The organism is Gordonia tangerina, from assembly GCF_021556435.1.
GTDB lineage: Bacteria > Actinomycetota > Actinomycetes > Mycobacteriales > Mycobacteriaceae > Gordonia > Gordonia tangerina.
Genome location: NZ_JAKGCU010000010.1, coordinates 54,168 through 71,666 on the forward strand (window position 1 = coordinate 54,168; position 17,499 = coordinate 71,666).

20 protein-coding genes are annotated in these 17,499 nt (G+C 67.2%); 15 read left to right on the forward strand and 5 right to left on the reverse strand.

Annotated features, from left to right (window positions below):
• Position 1 precedes the first annotated feature (1 nt).
• From L1892_RS12655 to L1892_RS12680, 6 genes are all read left to right on the forward strand, one after another.
• Positions 2-1,354: a DUF445 domain-containing protein gene (locus L1892_RS12655; RefSeq protein ID WP_235723955.1), complete on the forward strand. Its 1,353-nt coding sequence runs from the start codon at positions 2-4 to the stop codon at positions 1,352-1,354.
• Positions 1,355-1,417: 63 nt separating this feature from the next.
• Positions 1,418-1,924 (forward strand): helix-turn-helix domain-containing protein, encoded by a 507-nt coding sequence (locus L1892_RS12660; RefSeq protein WP_235723956.1) that lies wholly within the window; start codon positions 1,418-1,420, stop codon positions 1,922-1,924.
• A 2-nt stretch (positions 1,925-1,926) separates the two neighbouring features.
• The gene (locus L1892_RS12665; protein ID WP_235723957.1) at positions 1,927-2,757 is read left to right on the forward strand and encodes a histone H1-like repetitive region-containing protein; all 831 of its coding nucleotides are present in this window, start codon (positions 1,927-1,929) and stop codon (positions 2,755-2,757) included.
• A gap of 101 nt (positions 2,758-2,858) precedes the next feature.
• The gene (locus L1892_RS12670; RefSeq protein ID WP_235724030.1) at positions 2,859-3,152 is read left to right on the forward strand and encodes a DUF2516 family protein; all 294 of its coding nucleotides are present in this window, start codon (positions 2,859-2,861) and stop codon (positions 3,150-3,152) included.
• A 61-nt stretch (positions 3,153-3,213) separates the two neighbouring features.
• Complete coding sequence (locus tag L1892_RS12675; RefSeq protein ID WP_235723958.1) at positions 3,214-4,053, forward strand: MerR family transcriptional regulator; 840 nt, start codon at positions 3,214-3,216, stop codon at positions 4,051-4,053.
• A 42-nt stretch (positions 4,054-4,095) separates the two neighbouring features.
• Positions 4,096-5,208, forward strand: a complete 1,113-nt coding sequence (locus L1892_RS12680; protein WP_235723959.1) for an alpha/beta fold hydrolase — start codon at positions 4,096-4,098, stop codon at positions 5,206-5,208.
• On the opposite strand, the gene L1892_RS12685 is transcribed toward L1892_RS12680, so the two are convergent.
• Positions 5,192-6,223 (reverse strand): UDP-N-acetylmuramate dehydrogenase, encoded by a 1,032-nt coding sequence (locus L1892_RS12685; RefSeq protein ID WP_235724031.1) that lies wholly within the window; start codon positions 6,221-6,223, stop codon positions 5,192-5,194. The genes L1892_RS12680 and L1892_RS12685 overlap by 17 nt on opposite strands.
• Positions 6,224-6,329: 106 nt before the next feature.
• On the opposite strand from L1892_RS12685, the gene L1892_RS12690 reads away from it, so the two are divergent.
• From L1892_RS12690 to L1892_RS12715, 6 genes are all read left to right on the forward strand, one after another.
• On the forward strand, positions 6,330-6,824 hold the full coding sequence (locus tag L1892_RS12690; protein WP_235723960.1) for a DUF2505 domain-containing protein: 495 nt from the start codon (positions 6,330-6,332) through the stop codon (positions 6,822-6,824).
• 67 nt (positions 6,825-6,891) lie between these two features.
• On the forward strand, positions 6,892-7,401 hold the full coding sequence (locus L1892_RS12695) for a DUF2505 domain-containing protein (protein ID WP_235723961.1): 510 nt from the start codon (positions 6,892-6,894) through the stop codon (positions 7,399-7,401).
• Positions 7,402-7,439: 38 nt separating this feature from the next.
• Complete coding sequence (locus tag L1892_RS12700) at positions 7,440-8,189, forward strand: class I SAM-dependent methyltransferase (RefSeq protein WP_372475042.1); 750 nt, start codon at positions 7,440-7,442, stop codon at positions 8,187-8,189.
• 74 nt (positions 8,190-8,263) lie between these two features.
• Entirely contained in the window at positions 8,264-9,082 is an 819-nt protein-coding gene (locus tag L1892_RS12705; RefSeq protein ID WP_235723963.1) for a carbon-nitrogen hydrolase family protein, read from the forward strand.
• A 12-nt stretch (positions 9,083-9,094) separates the two neighbouring features.
• Positions 9,095-10,195: an LmeA family phospholipid-binding protein gene (locus tag L1892_RS12710; protein WP_235723964.1), complete on the forward strand. Its 1,101-nt coding sequence runs from the start codon at positions 9,095-9,097 to the stop codon at positions 10,193-10,195.
• A gap of 140 nt (positions 10,196-10,335) precedes the next feature.
• Complete coding sequence (locus tag L1892_RS12715) at positions 10,336-11,136, forward strand: DUF1542 domain-containing protein (protein ID WP_235723965.1); 801 nt, start codon at positions 10,336-10,338, stop codon at positions 11,134-11,136.
• Positions 11,137-11,195: 59 nt separating this feature from the next.
• On the opposite strand, the gene purU is transcribed toward L1892_RS12715, so the two are convergent.
• Positions 11,196-12,125 (reverse strand): formyltetrahydrofolate deformylase, encoded by a 930-nt coding sequence (purU, locus tag L1892_RS12720; protein ID WP_287015421.1) that lies wholly within the window; start codon positions 12,123-12,125, stop codon positions 11,196-11,198.
• Between the two features lie 27 nt (positions 12,126-12,152).
• Between purU and deoC the strand changes: the two genes are divergently transcribed.
• On the forward strand, positions 12,153-12,827 hold the full coding sequence (gene deoC, locus L1892_RS12725; RefSeq protein ID WP_235723966.1) for a deoxyribose-phosphate aldolase: 675 nt from the start codon (positions 12,153-12,155) through the stop codon (positions 12,825-12,827).
• 14 nt (positions 12,828-12,841) lie between these two features.
• Here deoC and L1892_RS12730 read toward each other — a convergent pair whose 3' ends face one another.
• On the reverse strand, positions 12,842-13,813 hold the full coding sequence (locus L1892_RS12730) for an NAD(P)/FAD-dependent oxidoreductase (RefSeq protein ID WP_235723967.1): 972 nt from the start codon (positions 13,811-13,813) through the stop codon (positions 12,842-12,844).
• Positions 13,810-14,742, reverse strand: a complete 933-nt coding sequence (locus L1892_RS12735; RefSeq protein WP_235723968.1) for a class I SAM-dependent methyltransferase — start codon at positions 14,740-14,742, stop codon at positions 13,810-13,812. Before L1892_RS12735 ends, L1892_RS12730 begins: the two co-directional genes overlap by 4 nt.
• A gap of 48 nt (positions 14,743-14,790) precedes the next feature.
• Between L1892_RS12735 and L1892_RS12740 the strand changes: the two genes are divergently transcribed.
• Both L1892_RS12740 and L1892_RS12745 read left to right on the forward strand, forming a co-directional pair.
• Positions 14,791-15,354, forward strand: coding sequence for a helix-turn-helix domain-containing protein (locus L1892_RS12740; protein ID WP_235723969.1), 564 nt, complete (start codon positions 14,791-14,793; stop codon positions 15,352-15,354).
• Positions 15,355-15,428: 74 nt separating this feature from the next.
• Positions 15,429-16,685, forward strand: a complete 1,257-nt coding sequence (locus L1892_RS12745; protein ID WP_235723970.1) for a L,D-transpeptidase — start codon at positions 15,429-15,431, stop codon at positions 16,683-16,685.
• Between the two features lie 25 nt (positions 16,686-16,710).
• Here L1892_RS12745 and L1892_RS12750 read toward each other — a convergent pair whose 3' ends face one another.
• Positions 16,711-17,478 (reverse strand): SDR family NAD(P)-dependent oxidoreductase, encoded by a 768-nt coding sequence (locus L1892_RS12750; RefSeq protein ID WP_235723971.1) that lies wholly within the window; start codon positions 17,476-17,478, stop codon positions 16,711-16,713.
• Positions 17,479-17,499 lie beyond the last annotated feature (21 nt).

Consider the following 17,499-nt stretch of genomic DNA (forward strand, 5'->3'; position numbering starts at 1 on the left):
AATGCCGCCCACAGTCATTTCGGACGTTCCCGGCACACCGGATCGTCCACCCGAGGTGGAGCCGCCGCGATCGTCGCTCGGCTTCGGAGCCGACGGCGCCGGTGACGCCGCACGCCGCCGTGACCTGCGCCGGATGAAGGTCGTCGCCACTGGATTCCTGCTGTTCGCGGCCGCGGTCTATCTGTTCACGCGCTACCTCGAACATCGCGACGGCACCGACGTCGCCGCCTGGGTCGGTTACGTTCGGGCAGCGTCGGAGGCGGGCATGGTGGGCGCCTTGGCCGACTGGTTTGCGGTCACCGCACTCTTCAAACATCCGCTGGGCCTGCCGATCCCGCACACCGCGCTGATCCGCAAGAAGAAGGACGACATCGGCGATCAGCTCGGGGGATTCATCGAAGAGAACTTCATGACCGTGGAGGTGATCGAGCACCGGGCGCGCAGCCTGGACCTGCCACGACGGTTGTCGACGTGGCTGGCCGATCCGGTCAACGCGCCGCGGGTGTCCGACGAGGCGGCCCGCCTGATCTCACTGGCCGCGGAAATGCTGCGCGACGAGGACATCGAGAAGCTCATCGAGCACGCGATCAAGTGGGCCGGTGAGCCGGAATGGGCACAGCCCCTTGGTCGTGTCCTGGAGCAACTCATCGCCGAAGATCGGCTGGAGCCGGTCTTCCAGCTCGCCTGCGACCGCGCGCATGAATGGGCGTTGGGCAGCCAGGATCTCATCGACCGTGTCGTCGACGAGGACGTCGGGCCGTCGTGGAAACCGAAGTTCGTGAACGTGCTGCTCGGCGACCGGATCTACCGCGAACTCGTCGACTTCACCTACAAGGTCAAGGTCGATCCGCACCACCAGCTGCGGAGGTCGATGCACACCTTCGTGGAACAGTTCGCCGACGACCTGCAGCACGACCCGGACACCATCGCCCGCTTCGAGAAGATCAAGCAGGAACTGATCGGGCGCGACGAGGTCTCCGATGCCGCCTCGACCGCGTGGAAGACCGGCAAGGCCGTCATCGAACAGATGCTCACCGACCCGAACAGCACACTGCGCAACTCGTTGTCGGACGCCACCATCCAGCTCGCCATCCGCATCCGCGACGACCGCCCGCTGCAGGACAAGATGAACGGTTGGGTGGTTCGTGCCGCACGCCACATCGCGGCCAACTACTCCCAGGAGATCATCTCGGTGATCACCGAGACCGTCCGCGGCTGGGACGCCGACGACACCAGCCGCAAGATCGAACTGCAGGTGGGGCGCGATCTGCAATTCATCCGGATCAACGGGACCGTCGTGGGTGCGCTCGCCGGACTCGTCATCTACACGGTGTCGGTGCTCATCTTCGGGTGACGTCTGCTTGCACGTGTTAGCACGCCCGCCGATACTGGTGAGCAGGACCGAAACGGGAGAGTGATGGAGCCGGACGACAACGAATTGCCCGATCCCGTCGAGTCTGTCGACGGTGATGGCGACGTCCGGACACCCGCCGATCAGACCGACGACGCCGATGGCGGTGGTTCCAGCGGTCCGGTCGAAACCGTGGAGGCGGTCGCGACCGCCGCGCAAGACGCGGTGGCCACAGCTGCGCAGGACATCGGCGGCTTCATCCGGTCACAGCGCGTTGCCGCGGAGGTGTCGCTGCGCCAACTCGCCGAACGCGCCGGGGTGAGCAACCCGTATCTGAGCCAAATCGAACGTGGCCTGCGTAAACCGTCGGCCGATGTCCTCGCACAGATCGCCAAGGGCCTCCGGTTGTCCGCAGAGGTGCTCTACGTGCGTGCGGGCATCCTGGAGGAACGGCCAGCGAGCCCGGTGCGTGATGCGCTTCTCGCCGATGACTCGATCAGTGAACGCCAGAAACAGATGCTGCTCGAGATCTACGAGTCGTTTCGGAAAGAGAACACCGACGTCAAGGAGTGAACATGCCGGAGAATCCCTTGAACACGGTCATCGCGCAGGTGACCGCGTTGCTCACCGACCTGCGGGAACGCAGTGAGGCCGCAGGTGAACAGGCGCAGAAGCGTCTTGGTGAGGCCCAGTCCCGGGCGCAGAACCGGGTGGACGAGACCAGGGATTCGGCGCTGACGGTGTTCGAGGATGCCAAGAACCGGTTGTCGTCGTTGCCGGTGGAATTGCCCACCGAGATCGATGAGTTGTTGACCCGGTTCAGTCCCGACGAGCTACGCAAGGTGGCCGAGGCGTACCTTGCCGTGGCGGCCGGTCTGCTGACCGCGTTGTCCGAGCGCGGCGAGGAGGTGGTTGAGCGGCTGAAGACCCAGCCGCTGGTCGAGGAGAACCTGCCCCGCCTGGAGAAGGTGTACAACGATGCGCTCGGTATCACCGAAGACGCGCTGGGCACGATCTCGACCCAGACCCGTGCGGTCGGGGAACGCGCCGCCACCATGGCGGGGCTGAGCACCGGCAGTGCCGATGAGGTGACGCTCGACGCGGTGCCGGCGAAGAAGGCCCCGGCGAAGAGTTCGGCAGCACAGAAAACGCCGGCGAAGAAGGTAGCTGCGAAGAAGGCAGCTGCGACCAAGGCGCCGGCCAAGAAGGCTCCCGCTAAGAAGGCTCCCGCAAAGAAGGCGGCGGCCAAGAAATCCCCGGCCAAGAAGGCGCCGACCAAGAAGGCCGAGTCCGTGCAGGAGCCGGCGAAGAAAGCAGTGGCGAAAAAGGCGGCGAAAAAAGCCCCGGCCAAGAAGGCGCCCGCGAAGAAGACCCCACCGCAGCGGGTGAACCCGGACGAGGCCTGAACCACCGCGCGATCCCGACGCCGGGGCGGCACCCTGACCGGTTCGCCCGGAACGCGTGTGGCGTCGATGTCTAAGCTGGTCTCGTGGACCTGTTGAGTGTGATGGCCTACGGGCAGAATCTGATCTTGCTGCTGCTGACCCTGGTGGCCGGGGTCGCCGCGGCGGTGGCGCTGCTCCACGCCGCCCTCCAACGCAAGGATGCGTTTCCGGCGGTCGATCGACAGAGCAAGGTGATCTGGGTGTCGATCCTGGCTGCGGCGACCCTGTTCATCTGGCTGTTCGGCGCGGTCAATTTCCTGGGCATCATCGGTGTGGTGGCCATGCTGGTCTATCTGGTCGATGTCCGCCCCCGGGTCGACGACATCCAGGGCAAGCGCTGGTTCAGCAAGAGGTAGTGACCCGCCCGGTCCGGCCGGGGTTTTCAGGTGGCGCCGGCACGGGCAATAGACTGGCGAAGTGGCCGAGTACCGGATCAACGACCTGGCAGACGCGTCGGGTGTCAGCGTGCGCAACATTCGCGTCTATCAGGACCGCGGGCTGTTGCCGGCGCCGACGATCCGTGGCCGCACCGGCTGGTATTCCGACGAGCACCTGGTCCGACTGAATCTGATCTCGCGCATGCTCGAACGCGGATACACCTTCGCCACGATCAGCGAGCTGCTACACGCCGCGCACTACGGGATGCGGGTCGAACAAGTGCTGCGCGGGGCCCCCAGGGGCGGTCGCTTCCGCAACTTCAAGCGGGCGGCCACGATCACCATCACCGAACTGCGCAAGACGTTGAACGCGACCGACCGCTCCATCGCGCTGAGCCAGAAGTTGGGTCTGCTGGCCAAGGACGGCGCGCACTACGCGATCCGCAATCCGGAACTACTCGAAGGGGCCGAGACCCTGGTCAAGGCCGGGATCGACATCGACGTACTGCTCGATCGCTGGGTGCGGGTGCAGGACGACCTCGAAGATGTCGCCAAGAGCTTCGTGTCGATCATCACCGACAAGTACTTCGACGAGAACCTGCCCGACCTGGGAGAAGAACAGGTCAGCAAGATGGCGGAGCTCATCCAGACCGTCCGGCCGATGGCCCACGACATCGTCGAATCGACCTTCCGGAAGGCCCTCGACGAACAGATCTCGGCGGCCATCGGGGAGGCCAGTACCTACTTCGACGCGACCGCTCCGGGTGGTGTCGATGGTGACGCCGCCGGTGCGAATGCCATTTCGGGGCCGGATGCCGACGCCGGCGTGGGGGAACCGGCGGGTGACGAGACGCGCAGCGTCGGCGATCGGACGGATTAAGCGCAGGTAGAGGCTGCGGAAATCGAACTGCAAGGGGGAACGATGACCGAGAAATCGACAACGAGGCGATCGGCACGTCGCGCAATCGCGATCGCCGCCGGAGCAGGAGCGGCGGTGGGTGTGGGTGTCCTCGCCGCCGGGGTGGGGACCATCTTCGCCGGCATGCTGCGTGAAGCGTTCCGCGCGCAGCGCGCCGTCGACGACGGGCCCGACGATCTTCTGAGTGTGCCGCAACAGCCGCCGCGACGAATCACGGTCGAGAGCAGCGGCGGGGTGCGGCTCAACGTCGAAAGGTATGGGCCCGCCGACGCTGATGGCGACGTCGTGGTGATGGTGCACGGCTGGACCTGCAACACCGCCTATTGGTATCCGCAGATCAACCATCTCGCCGGTGACCGTCCCGTTATCGCTTACGACCAGCGTGGGCACGGTGCCAGCGAACTCGGCCGGGTGCGGCCCACCATCGCCATGTTGGGACAGGACCTGAATCGGGTGATCGAGGCCACGGTGCCCAACGGGCGTCGGGCGATCCTGGTGGGCCACAGCATGGGCGGCATGACGATCATGTCGTGGGCGGCGCAGTACGCCGATCAGGTGTCGTCGCGGGTGTCGTCGGTGGTGCTGACCTCCACCGCCGCCAAGGCGGTGATGCAGAACCACCTGCTCATCCCGGTGGGGCTGCCCCGCTACACCAAACCGTTCGAGTCGACGGTCGGCAGGCTTGTCACGTCGTCGCCGATTCCGGTGCCGCACACCGATCGAGCCGCCTGGTTGTCGCACTACATCGCGCTCGGGCCGCAGGCGCGCAAGGCGCACGTCGACTTCGTCGACGCCATGATCATGGCCTGCCCGCCGCGTTCACGGGCCGGCTGGGGATCGGCGATGGGCAAACTCGACGTCACCGCGGGCCTCGACGCACTGCGCGTGCCGACGACCGTCGTGGTGGGTACCGAGGATCGGCTCACCCCACCCGTACACGCCGAAGAGATGGCAGAAGTGTTGCGGCGCAACGGTGTACTCCGTGAGCTCGTGAGCCTGGAGGGTGTGGGGCACATGTCGAGCATCGAGGCGAGCGTACGGTACAACGAACTGCTCGACGAGGTGTTGGCCGAGGTCACCCGCCCCGAACCGGCGGGGTCTACAGCTCGCAGTTGACCAGCACCGGCTCCGGATACAGGGTGATGCCGAATGCCTCGTGCACCCCGTCGCGGACCGTCCGGGCCAGATCGAGGAGATCTGCGGTGCGGGCGGTGCCGCGGTTGGTCAGTGCCAGAGTGTGTTTGGTCGACAATCGGACCGGGGCTGCCGGTCCCGGATATCCGCGGGTGAAGCCGGCCCGCTCGATCAGCCATCCCGCCGACAACTTGATCCCACCCTCGGCAGGGTAGGTGGGCACTCGGGTCTGCGCCCCGAGGCGCGTGGCAATGCGGTCGAGGACCTGCGAGGCATCGTCGTCGGACACGATCGGGTTGGTGAAAAACGAGCCCGCGCTCCAGGTGTCGTGATCGCCGGGGTCGAGGACCATGCCCTTGCCGCGTCGCAGGGTCAGCACCCGATCGCGCACCGCGGCGGCGTCGGACGTAGCGCCGGGCTCGACCCCCAGCGCGATCGCCAGTTCGCCGTAGCGGATCGGTCGGCTGATCCGATCGGCGTTGAGCCAGAACGACACCCCGAGCACCACATGATCGCCACGATGCTTGAGATTGCTGGTGCGGTAGCCGAGTTCGAGCGCACTCGGCGCAACCCAATGCCGTCGTCCCGATCGACGGTCCAGCAGTTCAACGCTGCGCAGCAGATCGGCCACCTCGACGCCGTAGGCGCCCACGTTCTGCACCGGTGTCGCGCCCGCGGCACCGGGGATGCCCGAAAGACACTCCAGTCCACCGAAGCCCGCCTGAACGGTGGTCGCGACGAGATCGTCCCAGCCGACACCGGCCTGAGCGGTGACGAATGGGACGCCGTTCTCGTCGCCGAACACCACGTCGGATGTCTCGATGAGCACCACGGTGCCGTCGAAGCCCTCGTCGGCGACCACCAGATTCGATCCACCCCCGACCAGGAGGCAGCGATCCCCGGCGTGATCGAGGGTCGTGACGACTTGCGCCAGGTCGTCGGTTTCGCGGCATCTGTGCACCGCGCGTGCGGGCCCGCCCAGGCGCAGCGTCGTCATCGTCGACAGCCGCGTGTCCGGGGTCGTCGGTGTCGGGTGCCGCGGGCCGCTCTCACTCACCCGTGTAACGGTAGCCGGGTCGTCGTACTCCGGTAGTGTCCCCCTCATGGCCAGCACGATGGAACACACGGTGTCCTATCCCTTCTCGGTTCAGCGGCTGTGGGAGGTCCTGTCGTCGGAAGACTATTGGCGGGATCTGCTCGAGGCCATCAACTCCAGCCACGGCAAACTCGAGTCGTTCGAGGTGTCCGGGGACACGGTGACCGTGGCGATGCAGCAGGGCGTGCCGGCGGAGAAGCTGCCGTCGATGGTGTCCAAGGTGCTCAACGGGGACGCGCAGATCCCGCGCCGGAACACCTTCCGGCTCGTCGGCGACGAGATCGCCGGTGAGATGACCGCCACGGTGTCCGGGGCGCCGGCGAAGGTCGCGGGGGCCGTGGCCATCAGTGGTGACCCGGCGACCACCCGATATACCGCCGACGTCGACGTCAGCGTTCCGTTCGTCGGCAGCAAGATCGAGAAGGCCATCATCGACCAACTCGTGGAGTTGCTCGACGCCGAACACGAGCAGACGGTGTCGTGGGAGGCGGCGCATCGCTGAAGGGGCCGGCGCCATGACATCGCCGACGAATTGGGAAGCAACGAATCGGTAACGTAGCCTGGTCGCCATGGCACGACGGCTCAGCTACTCGGCGCGCTTCACCCACCCTGCGGAAACGCTCTACCAGGCGCAGAGCACCCGACAGTACTGGGACGACATGATGGCGGGCTTCCAGATGATCTCCCCGCACTGTGCGGTCGACTCGTTCACCGCCGACGAGACCGGGATGAAGGTCGTGCTCAAGCAGACGATCGGCCGCGACCAGCTGCCGGCGCTCGCGCAGACCGTGCTGATGAAGGACATGGTGATCACCCGCGAGGAGACCTTCGGCGCATTCGACCCGGACAACACCACGGGCGACTACACCGCGTCGATCCCGGCCGGCCCGGGCAGCCTGCAGGGGTGGCAGGAACTTTTCCCCACCGAGACCGGCTGCACCATCCGCAAGACCACCGAGGTCAAGGTGTTCATCCCGTTCGTCAACGGCAAGCTCGAACAGCTGATGCTGGTCAATCTCGTCGACCTGTTCCGCGCGGAAGCCGAATACGCGGCCGACTGGGTCAAGAAGAACCTCTGAGCGCCGGCGGGGCCGGCCAGAGTAGGCCGCTCGGCCGCATCACCCGCGGCACCACCAACATCAACCGGCTCCGGCGGGTGGACCGGTGGATGGTGCATGACGCCGCGATCGGCATCGCACTCGGTTCGGTGCCCCGTCCGCTCGTCGTCGACCTCGGCTACGGGGCGCGCCCCGACACGACCGTCGAGATGGCGCGGCGCCTGCGGACAATTGCGCCGAACCTCGAGATGGTGGGCCTGGAGATCGATCCCGAGCGCATCGTCGGTACCCGCGACGAGGTGCGATTCGCCCTCGGCGGCTTCGAACTCGCGGGCTTGCGTCCGCAGCTGGTTCGGGCCTTCAACGTGCTGCGGCAATACGACGAAGAAGAGGTGGCCGCGTCCTGGGCGCAGATGCGGCATGCGCTGGCCCCGGGCGGGCTCATCGTGGAGGGCACCTGCGACGAGATCGGTCGCCGTTGCTGTTGGATCGTGCTGGACGCCGCCGGGCCGCGCACGCTGACGCTGAGCTGGTCGCCAGAACACACGGCGCGACCCTCGGAACTCGCGGAACGTCTGCCGAAGGCGTTGATCCACCACAATGTTGCGGGCGAACGGATTCATGAACTGCTGACCCGGGCCGACCGCGCCTGGGACATTGCGGCCGGTCACGCGGCCTACGGCCCGCGGACTCGGTGGCGCCAGGCGTTGACGGCGATGCGTGCGGGCGGCATCCCGGTGGTCATCGGCCGGGGCCGGTCGGTCGACAATGTGCTCACCGTGCCGTGGTCGGTGGTTTCTCCCGACTGATCCGTCATCTGATCGTGCGAATACCCCATGATCAGCCGGTTGTCAGCAGCGTGCCGGTCCGTACGCTGGTGGCCATGCGAATTGCGATGGCGCAGATCACCTCCGGCACAGACCCGGCGGCGAACCTGGAGCTCGTGGAGGCAGCGGTGGCCGAGGCCGCCGCCGACAACGCCGATCTGGTGGTGTTGCCCGAGGCGACGATGTGCCGGTTCGGCGTCCCGCTGGGCCCGGTCGCCGAGCCGGTGGACGGTCCGTGGGCGCGTGGAGTGTCGTCGATCGCCGAACGCCACGGGGTCACCGTTGTCGCCGGGATGTTCACGCCCGCGGGCGATCGGGTCGCGAATACGCTGCTCATCGCCGCCCCGGACGGGTCGCGCACCTCCTACGACAAGATCCATCTCTACGACGCCTTCGGTTTCACCGAGTCCCGGACCGTTGCGCCGGGCGATGACCCGGTCACCTTCACGATCGGCGACGTCACGGTGGGTGTCGCCACCTGCTACGACATCCGCTTTCCCGCGCTGTTCACCGAACTCGCGCGCAGCGGCGCGCAGGTGATCGTGGTGCCCGCATCGTGGGGTGCCGGCCCGGGCAAGGTGCACCAGTGGCAGGTGCTGGCCACCGCGCGGGCACTGGATTCGACCAGTTTCGTGGTCGCCGTGGGGCAGGCGGTACCCACCGATCAGCAGGTGGCCGAGTCGTCGGCACCCACCGGAACAGGTCACAGCCAACTCACAGATCCCTTCGGTACCGTGGTCGCCGCATACGACGACAGCGTGCAGGTCGGGGTTCACGAGATCGATGTGAACGCAGTGGAGAAGGCACGCAAAGCCCTGGCCGTGCTCGACAACGAACGGCCCATCCGACAGGTCTCGGCACCGAGCAGCAACTGAGGACCGCACGACATGACCGACAGCGAGAACACCGACCGGCCGGCAGCCGGCGAGGACCCGCAGAAGCGGTCCGACAACGAGCCCACCCCGCAGACGGGTCGTCCCGACGAGCCGGGTGCCCATCCGTACCCGGACGATCACACCGCGCGGCTCGACGCCGCGGCGACGACCGATCAGTCACCGCGCGCCTATTCGCAGGTGCCGCGCACCGAGACCGCTCAGTTCGGCCCCGGGGAGACCGGCGGGTTCCCGGCGAGTGGGACCGACGGTTTCGCGCCGATACCGCCCGAAGCGCAGCCCGGTGTCGTGTCGTCGGCGCCGGCCAAACGGCGCAGCACCGGCAAGATCGTCGCACTGGCCTCGGTGGCGGTGGTCCTGGTGTTGGTGATCGCCGCCGTCGGCAGCGAACTCTATCTGCGCAACCAGGCGACCGACTGCATGGAGAGCGCCTTCACCGACCTCACCGGTACCGAGACCTCGGTGTCGTTGAGTCGCAAGCCGATGCTGTTGCAGGGCTTCGGCAACGACATCCCGTTCGTCCAGATCGACACCGCCGACGAGCCCGGCCAGATGCGGTTGCATGCGCGGGCCGAGGGCATCACCGGCGACGGGGACACCACCAACATCCGCTCTCTGGTCGGCACCGGGTTCATCCCGTTCGATCGGGTGGTCGCGATGAGCGAGTCGGCCACCGCAAGCCCCGATCCGTCGACCTCGGGCAACGGCGGCAACGGGGCGAGCAGCCTGATGCAGGGCGCCAGTATCGAGTCGATCACCGGCAATGCCGCCGACGGGACCATCAAGGTCGATTCCGCGGTGCAGCTCGCCTTCCTACCGATCCCGGTGTCCACCACGATCAAACCCGTGCTGCAGGACGGGCGCGTCGACTTCGAGGTGGTCGAGGCCAACGCCTTCATCTTCGGCATCCCGTCCGACTTCGCCCAGCAGGTGGTCGACAGTGTGTCCGATTCGATGTTCGGCCCGCTGTTCGACGAGGTCACCGTGCAGAACATGAAGGTGACCGACCAGGGCGTCGACTTCGCCGTCGACGGGCAGGATGTGGCGCTGTCGGGTCAGATGACCGGAGATTCCGGCGGCTGCTCGGCCGCCTGAGCCACCGGCGCCCGGTCCGACCGCGGCGGTTGATCGACGATCGTCGGTACGCTGGGAGATGTCCGATTTGCCGATCTTGGCGGAGCGCCCCCGCGGTCTCCCGGGAGGGCAGCGCAGGTGTACCCCCTACGGAGGAAGAGATGAGCGCACTGATCTTGATCGCGGTGGTCGTCGTGGTGGTTGTCGGCATCGTGGTGATGTCGCAGCAACGATCCGGGGCCAACGCCGCTCGCCAGCTCGACGACGCCAAAGCCGATGCGCGCCAAGCCATCGAACGGCTCGGCGGCCAGGTGTTCATGCTGGTGGGTGACGGCCCCGCATCCAAGCAGGCGCTCGCCGACGCTGGCGAACGCTACAACGCCGCGGGATCGCAGATCGAGCAGGCGACCTCGCCGACGCAGGCGCGCCTGGCCAAACAGACCGCGCTGGAGGGTCTCTACTACGTCCGCGCGGCCCGCACCGCCATGAATCTCGACCCGGGCCCACCGGTGCCCGAACTCGAGGGTCAGAAGAGCGCCGGCGCGGTTACCGAAGACCGCACGGTCGACTTCGAGGGCCGGCAGATCGAGGCGTCGCCCGGCCCCTCTGAGCGAACCCCCAACTACTATCCCGGTGGTCGTGTCGCCGGGCGCCCGGTGCCGGCCGGCTGGTACTCCGAGCCGTGGTGGAAACCGGCGCTGGTGGCCGGGGCGTGGGGCATCGGCTCGATGTTCCTGTTCTCGGCGCTGTTCTCCGGGATGGCGGGCGTCAACTACGACGCGAACGCCTTCGAGAGCGGTGCCGGTGACGGATCGGATGCCGGAGCACTCGACGGCGGTGACGCCGGTGCTGAGGCCGGCGATGCGGGCGACTTCGGTGGCGGCGACATGGGTGGCGACTCCGGCGGCGGCTTCTTCGACGGCGGCGGCGATTTCGGAGACTTCGGCGACTTCGGCTTCTGACGATTTGTAGTATCAACCGGCGGAAAAACGCCGGTCGATACTACGAATCCGCGGTGACGTCAGGTGAAGACGACCGTCTTGCGGCCGTGCACCAGGATGCGGTCCTCCAGATGCCAGCGCAGGCCGCGGGAGAGCACCATCGTCTCGATGTCGCGGCCCTGGCGCACCATGTCGGCGACGGTGTCGCTGTGATCGACCCGGATCACGTCCTGCTCGATGATGGGTCCCGCGTCGAGGTCAGCGGTCACGTAGTGGCAGGTGGCGCCGATCAGTTTGACACCGCGTGCGAACGCCTGGTGGTACGGGCGGGCGCCGACGAAGCTGGGCAGGAAGCTGTGGTGGATGTTGATCGCGCGGCCTGCCCACGCGTCGCAGAGCTGTGGCGGCAGGATCTGCATGAATCGCGCCAACACCACGGCATCTGGTGCGTACTGCTCGACCACGGTGGCCACCTCATCGAATGCCTGCGCCTTGCCGTCGGATGGGAACGGCACGTGGTGGAACGGGACATCGAAGCGGGTGACGAGCTCTTCGAGATCCCGATGATTGCCGATCACCGCGGACACGTTGGCCGGCAGTTCGCCGCGATGCGCACGGCCGAGCAAGTCCACCAAGCAGTGGCTCTCCTTGCTGACCAGCAGCACCACCGACTTCGGTGCGCCGGTGTCGGTGAGCCGCCACTCGGTGTCGGAGCCGATTTCGGCGGCCACCTCACGGGCGAAGCGTTCGCGCATCTCGTCGAGGCCGATCCGGACCGATCCGGCCCGCACGGTCTGCCGGGTGAAGAACCACCCGGTCTCGCTGTCGGAGTGATACCCCGCCTCGGTGATCCAGCCGCCGATCTCGGCGAGGAACCCGGAGATCCGCGCGACGATTCCGGTGCGGTCGGGGCATCCGAGGGTCAGGACGTACCGCCGATCGCTGTCGGGGGAGGACGATGTCGTCGATGCCGCGACGGCCGCTGCGGGCGTCGGCTCTGATGCTGCCACGTCTGTCAGTGTGCCAAGCTCGTCTGTGTGATCACCACCGACCTGACCCGGCGCGATGTCGCGGCCCTCATCGACCACACTCTGCTCAAACCCGAGGCCACCCGCGCGGACGCTGAGGCCACCGTCGCCGAGGCCGCCGACCTGGGCGTTTATGCGGTGTGCCTGTCGCCGTCGATGCTGCCCATCGACACCGGCGAGCAGAAGACCTGCGTGGTGGCCGGGTTCCCGTCGGGCAAGCATCATTCGCTGGTCAAGGCGGCCGAGGCCCGTCTGGCCGTCGACACCGGAGCCGAGGAGGTCGACATGGTGATCGATGTCGGCGCCGCGGTCGACGGGCGTTTCGACGAGGTGTTCGCCGACGTGCTGACCGTCCGCGAAGCCATCGGCGACGTGGTGTTGAAGGTCATCATCGAGTCTGCTGCGCTGCTCGAATTCGCCGGCCCCGACACGGTCACCGAGGTCAGTCGTCGCGCGGCGCAGGCGGGTGCGACGTTCGTGAAGACCTCCACCGGCTTCCATCCATCCGGCGGCGCGAGCGTGGAGGCGGTCCGCCTCATGCGTGCCGCGGTCGGCGAGACGGTCGGGGTGAAGGCCAGCGGAGGCATCCGCACACCCGAGTTCGCGGCGGAGCTGATCGGCGCAGGCGCGACCCGGCTCGGACTGTCCGGGTCGCGTGCGGTGCTCGACGGCTTCGCCGACTGACCGCGGCGCGGCGGTCAGACAGCTTCGTGGGCATCTGCGAGGGCGCGTGAGCGTCGGGCCTGGACCGCGCGGCGTGTGTCCTCGGTGATGAGATCCATGTGCAGCGCGCCGGCTGCGGTTACGCCCGCACCCATCGACACCGCGACCGTGGCGGCAAGGTTGGTGACGTTACCGGCGGCCCACACACCGGGGATGTCGGTGGCGCCCATCGGATCGGCCGCCACATACTGCCCCATCGGGTGATCGGTGAGCGTTCCCCCCAGGCTGAAGTAGAGCGCGGATCGGACCACGAACTTCGGCGCGACCACCAGTGCGTCCCGTTCGATACGGTCGCCGTCGGTCAGTGCGACGGCCGCCAGCGTGCCGTCGGCGATGTCGAGATGGTCCACCGTCTGATCGATGATGGCGACGTCGAGTGCCGAGAGCTGTTCGCGCTCGGCGGGTTCGATCTCGCCCATGGTGTGGGTGAACAACGTGACATCGTCGCTCAGTTGGCGGAACAGCAACGTCTGGTGGACGGCCATCGGCCCGGTGCCCAGGATGCCTATCCGCTGACCGCGTACCTCCCATCCATGGCAGAACGGACAGTGCAGCACCGTGGAGCCCCAGAGTTCGGGCACTCCGGGTACCTCGGGTAGCTCGTCGACGAGACCGGTGGCCAGCAGCACGCGCCGTGCGTCGACCGTGTCGCCGCCGGCGAGGGTCAGGGTGAACGTGCCGTTGTCGCCACGCGCAGCGTCGATCACCTCATCGGAGACGAAATCCGCTCCGTAGCTGCGCGCCTCGGCCCGCCCGCGGTCCAGAAGTTCGGTCGGTGAGATGTTCTCCTGGCCGAGGACGTTGTGGGCGCCGTCGGCTGGGGCGTTGCGGGGTTGGCCGCCGTCGACGACGAGGACCGAGCGCAGGGACCGCGCCAGGGTGGTGGCCGCGCTCAGCCCGGCGGGGCCGCCGCCGACGATCGCGACGTCGAAACTCTTGCTGCTCATGGTTTCTCCTGGTTGTGTTCGGGCCGCCGGGCGATCCATGCGGTGCGGCGGGTGCTGACAGTGAGGTCCTCGCGCGTGCCCAGCGACGATGGTCCGGCGGGGGCGAGCAGGTCATCGAGCCGGGACCGGTCGGTGTCGGACAGTTCCTCGGCCAGGCCGTGCGCCATCCGCGAGATCCAGGCGTGCGCATAGCGACTCGTGAGATCCGGCGGTGCCGGTGCATTCGTGATGGCGTGGGTCTCGAGCAGGTCGAAGCCGGCGCCGACGATCACCGGCGACCAGTCGGGGTGGGCGTTGGCCCCGCGCTCGGTCATGATCGTGTGCAGGCGACGCTCCAGCTGTCCATCGGGTGTGTCGGGCGGGAGGAAAGCGGGAAGGCCGTCGAGCTCCACCACGATCAGCAGGCCGCCGGGCCGGACTGCGGCGTGGACATTGCCGAGTAGGTCCGCCGGCGCGGCGAAGTGGTGCATGGCCGACGACGACCACACCACGTCGAGGTCGGCAAGATCGCCCGGCAGTGCGGTGTCGAGATCGGCGACCTGCGTCCGGACACGATCGCCGACACCGGCGGCCCGGGCCGCGTCGCGGACGCGGTCGAGCATGTCCGGCGCATTGTCGAGCGCGGTGACCTGTGCCGACGGGAAGAGGGCCGCGAGGCGCGCGGTGAGCCCTCCGGTGCCCGACCCGAGGTCGACGACGGAGCGTGGCGCGGCGATCAGGTCGGCGATGCGTTCGGCGAGATCGTCGACGAATCCGCCGGAGGCCGCCGCGTCGAGGTCGAGTACCTCGGCCATGCCTTCGACCATCGCGTCGGCGGTGGCCGGATCGTGCACGTGCGCGTCGTGGGCGCTGTGGTGATGGCCATGGTGTCGGTGTGCGTCGTGACCGGGATGATGCCCGGCATGCGGTGGCTGTGCGGACTGAGGCATACCGTCGACGGTAGCGAGGGAATGCTGGATTGGCATACAGTCTTGCGCATGGAGCAAGAAATTGATGCGGTGGTGCGTCAGCGGATTCGTGGGCTGCGGGTCGCCAAGGGGTGGACCTTGGACTCGCTGGCCGCGCGTTGCTTCCTGAGTCCGTCGACGCTGAGTCGCATCGAGACCGGGCACCGCCGCGTGGCACTCGACCAATTGGTACCGATCGCGCGCGCCCTGGGTACCACCCTGGATCAGCTGGTCGAGCCGTCCAACGACGAGGACGTGGTGATCCGTCCAGAGTCGCACCGGACAGCCGGAATGACCGTGTGGAAGCTATCGCGGGATCAGACTCCCGGTGGGGTCACGGTGGCCAAGATGCGGATTGCCGAAGAGCACGTCGTGGACCCGAACAACCTGGGCGTTCACCCTGGCCGCGAATGGTTCACGGTCATCTCCGGGACCATCCGGCTGCACCTCGGGGAGCGGGTGATCGCGGTCCCTACCGGCCAGGCGGCGGAGTTCTCGACCATGGTGCCCCACGGAATGGCCGCCGTCGACGGGCCGGCCGAGATCGTGTCGATCTTCGACCACGAAGGTGAGCGCGCCCACCTGCCCGGGTGATCGTCGGTTTTTCAGCCAGATCACAGCTGGCAGATGGGGTTTTCCGGACATTCGCTCGGTAGGCTCGAGGTGTTATGACTGCGAAATCTCTCGTCACTCGTCGCACCGTCCTTGCCGCCGCCGGACTCGGCGCTGTCGGTGCGGCGGTTGCCGCGTGTTCGGGCGGCGACTCCGCCAGCGAAAACGCGGGACCCGCCGAGCCCACCGTGCAGGTCGTGTTCACGCCTTCGCTCGACTCGCCGGACGCCCCGAACCCCACCGACACGTTCTCGGTGAAAGCCGAAAACGGTCAACTCAATCCCGACATCAAGCTACTCAACCCGAACGGCAAGGTGGTGCAGGGGGAGATGTCGGATGACCAGACCACCTTCACCATCACCGAACCTCTGGGGTACGGGTCGGAATACACGTGGCAGGGCAGCGCCATCGGCAGCGACCGGGTCACCGCGCCGGTCGAAGGGACGTTCACGACGCTGACCCCAGAGTCGCAGATCAACGTGGTGGTCAACATCGGCGACGGCCAAGAGGTCGGTATCGCCGCGCCGATCATCCTGAAGTTCAATGCGACGGTCGATGACAAGGAAGCCGTCGAGAAGGCGCTGAGCGTCACCACCGAACCGCAAACCGAGGGTGCCTGGGCCTGGCTCGGCGAGGACAACGGGTCACGAGTGCACTGGCGGCCCAAGGACTATTGGGTGCCGGGCACCAAGGTCCACATGTCGGCCGACCTCTACGGCGTCGACCACGGCGGCGGCGCCTATGGCGCGGCGGATGTGACCAGCGACTTCGGTATCGGGCGGTCACAGATCGTCAAGGCCGAGGCGTCGTCGCATCAGATCGTGGTGCTGCGAGACGGTGCCGAGCTGATGACACTGCCCTGCAGCTATGGCGAGGGCGACCTGGATCGCAACGTCACCCGCTCGGGCATCCACGTGGTGACCGAGAAGTACGAGGACTTCTACATGAGCAATCCCGCGGCGGGGTACTTCAACGTCCGCGAACGTTTTGCCGTCCGCATCTCCAACAACGGCGAGTTCATCCACGCCAACCCGGAAACCATTGGGGTGCAGGGTTCGTCGAATGTCACGAACGGGTGCATCAATCTGTCACTGGAGAATGCGCAACGCTACTTCGAGACCGCGGTCTACGGCGACCCGGTGGAGGTGACCGGTACCCGCATCGATCTGTCGGAGGCCGACGGCGACATTTTCGACTGGATCTTCGACTGGGACACCTGGACCGGGATGTCGGCGATCCAAGGTGATCCCGACCAGATCGATGCGCCGGCAACGCCATCCGGTGCGCCGCGGTCGGCGGCGCCGGCGGGTTGAGTTCGTCGGGTACGGGTGGGCGCGCCTACCCCGTCTTGATGTTTCGCCGAGCCGAGGCCTGATCTCGCGGTTTCAGGATGATCTGGTCGAGGTTCACGTGCGGCGGCCGCGAGGCGACGAAACCGATCACCTCGGCCACGTCGTCGGCGGTCAATGGGGTCAGGCCCTGGTAGACGGCATCGGCGCGGTCCTGATCTCCGCCGAACCGGACAAGCGAGAACTCGGTTTCGACCATGCCCGGTGCGATCTCGGTGAGGCGCACCGGCTTTCCGAGCAGCTCATAGCGCAGCGTGCGATGCAGCACACCCTGTGCGTGCTTCGCGGAGGTGTAGCCGGCGCCGTTGTCGTACGCCTCGAGGGCCGCGATCGAGGAGATTGTCACGATCAGGCCGTCGCCCGATGCGATCAGTGCGGGCAGCAGCGCCTTGGTGATCCGCAGCGTGCCGAGGACGTTGGTCTCATACATCCACCGCCAGTCGTCGAGGTCTGCGGTCGCGATGGGATCGAGCCCTTTGGCGCCGCCGGCGTTGTTCACCAGGACATGGACGGTATCGAGTCCGTCGACGAAGGACGCGACCGAATCCTCGTCGGTGACGTCGAGGCGACGGCCGGTGCCGCCGATCTCCGCGGCGAGTTCGTCGATCAGCTCGGTACGTCGGGCGCCGAGGACGACGTGATAGCCCTGTTCGGCAAGCTGACGTGCGGTCGCCGCGCCGATCCCCGAGCTCGCGCCGGTCACCACCGCGATCTTTTTGTCCGTGTCCGTCGTGCCGTGTTCGAGGGAGCTGCTCATGACCTCAGCTTAGCGACGGCA

Coding starts and splice junctions, on each gene's coding strand:
- L1892_RS12695 (WP_235723961.1), top strand. CDS start 6,892: ATGGCACGACGGCTCAGCTACTCGGCGCGCTTCACCCACCCTGCGGAA.
- L1892_RS12740 (WP_235723969.1), top strand. CDS start 14,791: ATGGAGCAAGAAATTGATGCGGTGGTGCGTCAGCGGATTCGTGGGCTG.
- L1892_RS12655 (WP_235723955.1), top strand. CDS start 2: ATGCCGCCCACAGTCATTTCGGACGTTCCCGGCACACCGGATCGTCCA.
- L1892_RS12690 (WP_235723960.1), top strand. CDS start 6,330: ATGGCCAGCACGATGGAACACACGGTGTCCTATCCCTTCTCGGTTCAG.
- L1892_RS12670 (WP_235724030.1), top strand. CDS start 2,859: ATGGCCTACGGGCAGAATCTGATCTTGCTGCTGCTGACCCTGGTGGCC.
- L1892_RS12705 (WP_235723963.1), top strand. CDS start 8,264: ATGCGAATTGCGATGGCGCAGATCACCTCCGGCACAGACCCGGCGGCG.
- L1892_RS12660 (WP_235723956.1), top strand. CDS start 1,418: ATGGAGCCGGACGACAACGAATTGCCCGATCCCGTCGAGTCTGTCGAC.
- L1892_RS12750 (WP_235723971.1), bottom strand. CDS start 17,478: ATGAGCAGCTCCCTCGAACACGGCACGACGGACACGGACAAAAAGATC.
- L1892_RS12710 (WP_235723964.1), top strand. CDS start 9,095: ATGACCGACAGCGAGAACACCGACCGGCCGGCAGCCGGCGAGGACCCG.
- L1892_RS12735 (WP_235723968.1), bottom strand. CDS start 14,742: ATGCCTCAGTCCGCACAGCCACCGCATGCCGGGCATCATCCCGGTCAC.
- L1892_RS12745 (WP_235723970.1), top strand. CDS start 15,429: ATGACTGCGAAATCTCTCGTCACTCGTCGCACCGTCCTTGCCGCCGCC.
- L1892_RS12730 (WP_235723967.1), bottom strand. CDS start 13,813: ATGAGCAGCAAGAGTTTCGACGTCGCGATCGTCGGCGGCGGCCCCGCC.
- L1892_RS12680 (WP_235723959.1), top strand. CDS start 4,096: ATGACCGAGAAATCGACAACGAGGCGATCGGCACGTCGCGCAATCGCG.
- L1892_RS12685 (WP_235724031.1), bottom strand. CDS start 6,223: ATGACGACGCTGCGCCTGGGCGGGCCCGCACGCGCGGTGCACAGATGC.
- L1892_RS12665 (WP_235723957.1), top strand. CDS start 1,927: ATGCCGGAGAATCCCTTGAACACGGTCATCGCGCAGGTGACCGCGTTG.
- L1892_RS12715 (WP_235723965.1), top strand. CDS start 10,336: ATGAGCGCACTGATCTTGATCGCGGTGGTCGTCGTGGTGGTTGTCGGC.